Raw genomic sequence first — 4,564 nt, forward strand, 5'->3', positions numbered from 1 at the left:
GGCCACCCGATTGCGGGCACTGAGAAGTCAGGTCCCGAGGCCGGTTTTGCGACCCTGTTCCAGAATACCTGGCACATCCTGACGCCGCTGCCGCAGCAGAACGAAGCCTATAACAGCGCCGTGGACCGGCTTGCTAATTTCTGGGAACGGCTGGGCGCGCGGGTCGAGATCATGGATGCGGCGCGCCATGACCGCGTGCTTGCGATCACCTCTCACCTGCCGCACCTCATAGCCTATAATATCGTCTCGACCGCTTATGACATGGAAAGCGTCGGTGAAGGCGAAGTGGTCAAATATTCCGCTGGCGGCTTTCGTGATTTCACCCGGATTGCAGCGTCTGACCCCACCATGTGGCGCGATGTCTTCCTCAACAATCGCGATGCCGTCCTCGAAACGCTGGGCCGGTTTTCAGAAGACCTGGCAGCGCTGCAGCGGGCGATCCGGTGGGGCGATGGCGACATGCTGATGCGCGAGTTTGAGCGGGCCCGCGGCATTCGCAAGGCCATCATCGAGGCCGGTCAGGATACCGATGCGGTCAATTTCGGACGGAACGAGAATCCGGACGACGACTGACAAGTCGCGGCGGGACGGGCCTCATCCCCTCAGATTTGCCCGTCCCCACGCGTCTTCTGTCGCGCGTACGCGCTCCTGCAAGCCTGCTGGTAAACGGATGAAACAGCAGGGAGGCGCGATACCGCTCAGCTCTTCACTTGGGGCTCAGGGGAGAACGCCACAGCGCTGAACCCTCACTCTAGACCCGTCAATCTGAACCAGCTCGCTGTCCGTTCGTTATATTCTGTTCATGGCCCGCGCATCATAGTGCTGGCCGCGCACACATAAATGATGGCAGAATAGAACCATGATCAAATACGCCCTCGCCGCCACTCTCGCCGTAGCCGGCCTTTCGGCCTGCACCACCGCCCAGCCTTACGGCCCCGCCAGCTCTGCCAGCGCGCAGGGCTATATGGTCCAGCCGATTGAATCGAACCGCTATCGCGTGTCCTACACAGCGCTCAGCCCGGAAGAGGCGCGCCGTCTTGCGCTGCGCCGCGCTGCTGAAGTGACCGTGGAGCAGGGCGCTGACTGGTTCCGCGTGGTGTCGAGCTATACAGACCAGGACCTCTCGCGCAGCGGCGGCTCTTCCGTCTCCGTCGGCGGCTCATCTGGTGGATATTCCTCTGGGGTTGGCGTCGGGGTCGGCATCGGTCTGCCGCTTGGCGGCGGGACCGAGAAAACGACTGAAAGCCTTGAAATCATTACAGGGACAGGTCCAAAGCCCGATGAGCCGAATGCCTATGAGGCAGAATCGGTCCTCATCAACACGTCGGGCGGCTAAGGCGCGATTTCCTTGCCGGCCCAGTCGAATACTTTGCCTGTGTCGGCAGGTTTGAGACCCTTTATAACCTCTATCAGATGCCCCGCGGACGTTTCCGCCGAGAACAGCTGCTTTTCGGGCACATTCGACTGGAAGGGCTTGGACAGGGCCGTGTCCACCGTGCCCGGATGCAGGCCCACGCAGATTGACTGGTCGTTCTTGCGCGTCCATTCGATCGCGAAATTCCGGATCAGCATGTTGAGCGCGGCCTTGGAGGCGCGATAGGCATGCCAGCCGCCAAACCCATTATCACCGATCGACCCGACCCGTGCGGACAGCGCCGCAAAGACGGCCCGCCTGTCGCGCGGCATGATGGGCAGGAAGTGTTTCGCCACGAGCCCAGGCCCGAACGTGTTCAGGCGAAAGACGCGCTCATAGGCCTCCATGGATTGATGCCGCCAGCTCTTTTCAGGCTGCAGGGCGTCGCCATCGCACAATATACCGGTTGCAACGATCACAAGGTCCGGGGCGCCCGTCTCGGCAACCTTTCGTGCAGCCGCTTCGATACTGGCTTCGTCCAGAATGTCGATTTTGCCGGATGAAACATTGCCGGCCCATGCGCCGCCGCCGGAACGGGACAGGGCGTGAACCTGCTCACGGGGTCTGCTCTCTGAAACCTGCTGCACAAGTGCGCGCCCGATGCCGCCTGTTGCGCCGATGATGACTGCTGACATGAAGCCTCGTCCCTGATTGTATCAGAGTCTCAGCTAGTGCGGTGCTACGAGATGCAAGCCCTGCCGGGGCATCCGTTTCCTGTTTTCGATCCACTGGATCGAAAATTTTGCGAAGCAAATCGGAAACGAATGGTACCTCTGGCCGGATTCGAACCGGCACTCTGTTGCCAGAAACGGATTTTGAATCCGTCGCGTCTACCAATTCCGCCACAGAGGCCCAAGGCTGGAAATTGCTCCTGCCTGAACTGGTCTGATGCGTCAATCGTCTCGACCAGTGCGGCAAAGCGGGATAGGCGGTTTGCATGACTGAAGACCTCTCGCCGCACACTTTCCTGCAATCGATCGAGTACATGGCCGACGAAGCGCCCGAAGAGGGCTTTTCGCTGAAGGCAATTTTCGAACGTCTCGATGAGAGGGCGTTCGGCGCGGCGCTTTTCATTCTCGCTCTGCCTTGCTGCATTCCCTTCCTCTATGGCGTGCCGCAGATTGTCTCGCTGCCGATGATGGTGCTCGCAGGTCAGATGGTCGCCGGCCGTGAAGAGCCATGGCTTCCTGAAAAGTTCGCCCAGCGCAAGATCGACAAGAAGGGCCTGACACGGACAGCCAAAGGCGGACGCAAATGGTTTGGCTGGCTGGAGAAGATCGCAAAACCCCGGCTCACCTTCCTTATGGCCGGGAGCGGCGAGCGTGTGATCGGTTTCTTTCTTGTTTTTTTCTGCGCCTCCATCCTCGTGCCCTTGCCATCGACCAATACAGTGCCGGGCGTTGGCGTCGCCATCGTTGCCTTCGGCCTGATGGCGCGCGATGGCCTGCTGGTCATCCTGGGCAGCATCATCGGCACCGCCTGGATCGCAACCCTCGTCGCCTTGGTCGCGCTGGGTATCCGCACTGTAACGGGGGCGTGACAGGGCGCGCTTGAACGCCGCATTGCGCCTTCAAGCTGCCATGGTCATTGTCCAACACACCTGAGTGGCAAGACGTGGATGAGACGCAGGCATGACGACTGCCCTGACTCCCTTTCTGAAAACCTGGCGCTGGCCGCTGATCGCGCTCATTGCGTCGCTCGCCATGCTGGGGGCGGCTCATGCTTTCGAACGGCTGGCCTATTTCCTGCCCTGCCAGCTCTGCCTGCGCCAGCGCGAGGTCTACTGGGCAGCGGCGGCCATGGCGGTGACCGGGCTTATCCTCTGGAATATCCGGCAGAACCGGCGCTTCCTCGTGGCCTTCAATGTCATGCTGGCGCTGGTCTTCCTGACTGGGGCCGTCGTCGCGATCTACCATTCGGGCGTTGAGTGGCGCTGGTGGCCCGCGCCTGCAGGCTGTACCGGCGAAACTGTGGACGTGATGAGCGTCGACTTCGAAAGCCTCGATGAGCGCACGGCGACGGCGTCCTGCCTCGACGCGCCGTTCCGCGTCCTCGGCCTGTCCATGGCTGGCTGGAACGCGCTTGCCTATATCGGCCTCTCGGTGATGAGCTTCATCGCCGCGACCAGGGCCTTGCCGCGCGAAACAGCCTAGACCACCTGCACCGCCCAGGCGAAGACGAGGCTGCCGATCGCAGCGACACTCGCCCCCATCCGCATAGGCTTGAACCAGGCCGGCACGGAGGCGGCTGACCAGTCCCAGATGAGCAGCACCACGAACACGCCCGCCAGCGCTAGATACCAGGCCGGGTTCGGCATCAGGATGATGGAGAAGGGCAGGATGACCCAGGCCGCCAGCGCCGGTAGCACCGATAGCCCCAGCGTGCCGGCGTCTGCGCCTGTGTCCTTCAGGGCCATGCCCCACCGGATGCCGCCCAGAAAGCTCAGGATGACAGCAGAATATGTCTGCAGCCAGAGCCCCGCTGTCGCATTGGTTGGCGGCTCCAGGATCGACGTGGCGACTGCGAATGCGAGGAAAGGCAATGCCCCTGTCGCGGTCAGGATCAGGGCGGTTCGTCTGAAGGAGGCGGAATGGTCTGTCATGGCCCTGAATATGGGCTTGCAGGCGGGCGCTTCCAGTCGGCCGGTCTTCAAACGTAAAGAGATACTTTCAATCCGGGCCGAAACTGAAACTCTACATTCATGCGGCATAAATCACACTTGCAGTACACATACTCTATGCCGCGCCGCCTCATTGCCTTTCTAATTGCTGGAGTTGCCATTGTCTTTGCCTTTGGCGCGCTGACGGCGATCCGCTGGCCGAGCATCATGATGTTTCTGGGCCTGTTCTTTCACCCTGATCCTTCAATGGGCTTTGACAATATCAACTGGCGCGAGCTCGGCTTTGCCTATGGCGCGCCTTACTTTCTCTCGGCGCTTTGTTTCTATGCAGCTTCGATCTGTGTTGCCGGCCGGCGCAGGGGCTCGATCATCTGGTATGTGATGGCGTGCATTTCCGCGATCCCAAGCTTCTACCTCGTCGATTTCGAACAGGGCTGGTGGCGCGATCCGAGCGGGCCTGAAGGCATGGTGGCTGGCGGATCGGTGATGGTCATCCTGCTTGGCATGGCCGTCCTGCTCCTGCGCCGCCG

General features: G+C 61.1%; 7 protein-coding genes and 1 tRNA gene. 5 read left to right on the forward strand and 3 right to left on the reverse strand.

The genetic code is table 11. The annotated features are described in order from the left end of the window. Both WA989_RS04225 and WA989_RS04230 read left to right on the forward strand, forming a co-directional pair. Positions 1 to 573, forward strand: a 573-nt coding sequence (locus tag WA989_RS04225) for a prephenate dehydrogenase/arogenate dehydrogenase family protein (RefSeq protein ID WP_424339264.1), incomplete at its 5' end; no start/stop codon positions are given. A gap of 286 nt (positions 574 to 859) precedes the next feature. Next, on the forward strand, positions 860 to 1,336 hold the full coding sequence (locus tag WA989_RS04230; protein ID WP_424339265.1) for a CC0125/CC1285 family lipoprotein: 477 nt from the start codon (positions 860 to 862) through the stop codon (positions 1,334 to 1,336). Here the strand turns inward: WA989_RS04230 and WA989_RS04235 are convergent. Both WA989_RS04235 and WA989_RS04240 read right to left on the reverse strand, forming a co-directional pair. Next, a complete protein-coding gene (locus WA989_RS04235) occupies positions 1,333 to 2,049 on the reverse strand; it encodes an SDR family NAD(P)-dependent oxidoreductase (protein WP_424339266.1) in 717 nt (238 codons plus the stop codon). The two genes, WA989_RS04230 and WA989_RS04235, sit on opposite strands and share 4 nt — an antisense overlap. Positions 2,050 to 2,179: 130 nt before the next feature. After that, positions 2,180 to 2,266, reverse strand: a tRNA-Leu gene (locus WA989_RS04240). Between the two features lie 85 nt (positions 2,267 to 2,351). On the opposite strand from WA989_RS04240, the gene WA989_RS04245 reads away from it, so the two are divergent. Further along, positions 2,352 to 2,954 (forward strand): exopolysaccharide biosynthesis protein, encoded by a 603-nt coding sequence (locus tag WA989_RS04245; RefSeq protein ID WP_424339267.1) that lies wholly within the window; start codon positions 2,352 to 2,354, stop codon positions 2,952 to 2,954. 91 nt (positions 2,955 to 3,045) lie between these two features. Further along, positions 3,046 to 3,567, forward strand: coding sequence for a disulfide bond formation protein B (locus tag WA989_RS04250; RefSeq protein ID WP_424339268.1), 522 nt, complete (start codon positions 3,046 to 3,048; stop codon positions 3,565 to 3,567). Here the strand turns inward: WA989_RS04250 and WA989_RS04255 are convergent. Next, positions 3,564 to 4,016 carry a DUF3429 domain-containing protein gene (locus WA989_RS04255; protein ID WP_424339269.1) on the reverse strand — a complete coding sequence of 151 codons (453 nt, stop codon included), beginning with the start codon at positions 4,014 to 4,016 and terminating at the stop codon, positions 3,564 to 3,566. The two genes, WA989_RS04250 and WA989_RS04255, sit on opposite strands and share 4 nt — an antisense overlap. A gap of 135 nt (positions 4,017 to 4,151) precedes the next feature. Here WA989_RS04255 and WA989_RS04260 point away from each other — a divergent pair. Continuing rightward, a partial coding sequence (locus WA989_RS04260; RefSeq protein WP_424339270.1) for a hypothetical protein occupies positions 4,152 to 4,564 on the forward strand: 413 nt, incomplete at its 3' end.

The sequence above is a fragment of the Henriciella sp. genome (assembly GCF_049649345.1).
GTDB lineage: Bacteria > Pseudomonadota > Alphaproteobacteria > Caulobacterales > Hyphomonadaceae > Henriciella.

Bases quoted from the DNA above. Each gene is read 5' to 3' on its own strand.
- WA989_RS04250 (WP_424339268.1), top strand. From the start codon at position 3,046: ATGACGACTGCCCTGACTCCCTTTCTGAAAACCTGGCGCTGGCCGCTG.
- WA989_RS04255 (WP_424339269.1), bottom strand. From the start codon at position 4,016: ATGACAGACCATTCCGCCTCCTTCAGACGAACCGCCCTGATCCTGACC.
- WA989_RS04230 (WP_424339265.1), top strand. From the start codon at position 860: ATGATCAAATACGCCCTCGCCGCCACTCTCGCCGTAGCCGGCCTTTCG.
- WA989_RS04235 (WP_424339266.1), bottom strand. From the start codon at position 2,049: ATGTCAGCAGTCATCATCGGCGCAACAGGCGGCATCGGGCGCGCACTT.
- WA989_RS04245 (WP_424339267.1), top strand. From the start codon at position 2,352: ATGACTGAAGACCTCTCGCCGCACACTTTCCTGCAATCGATCGAGTAC.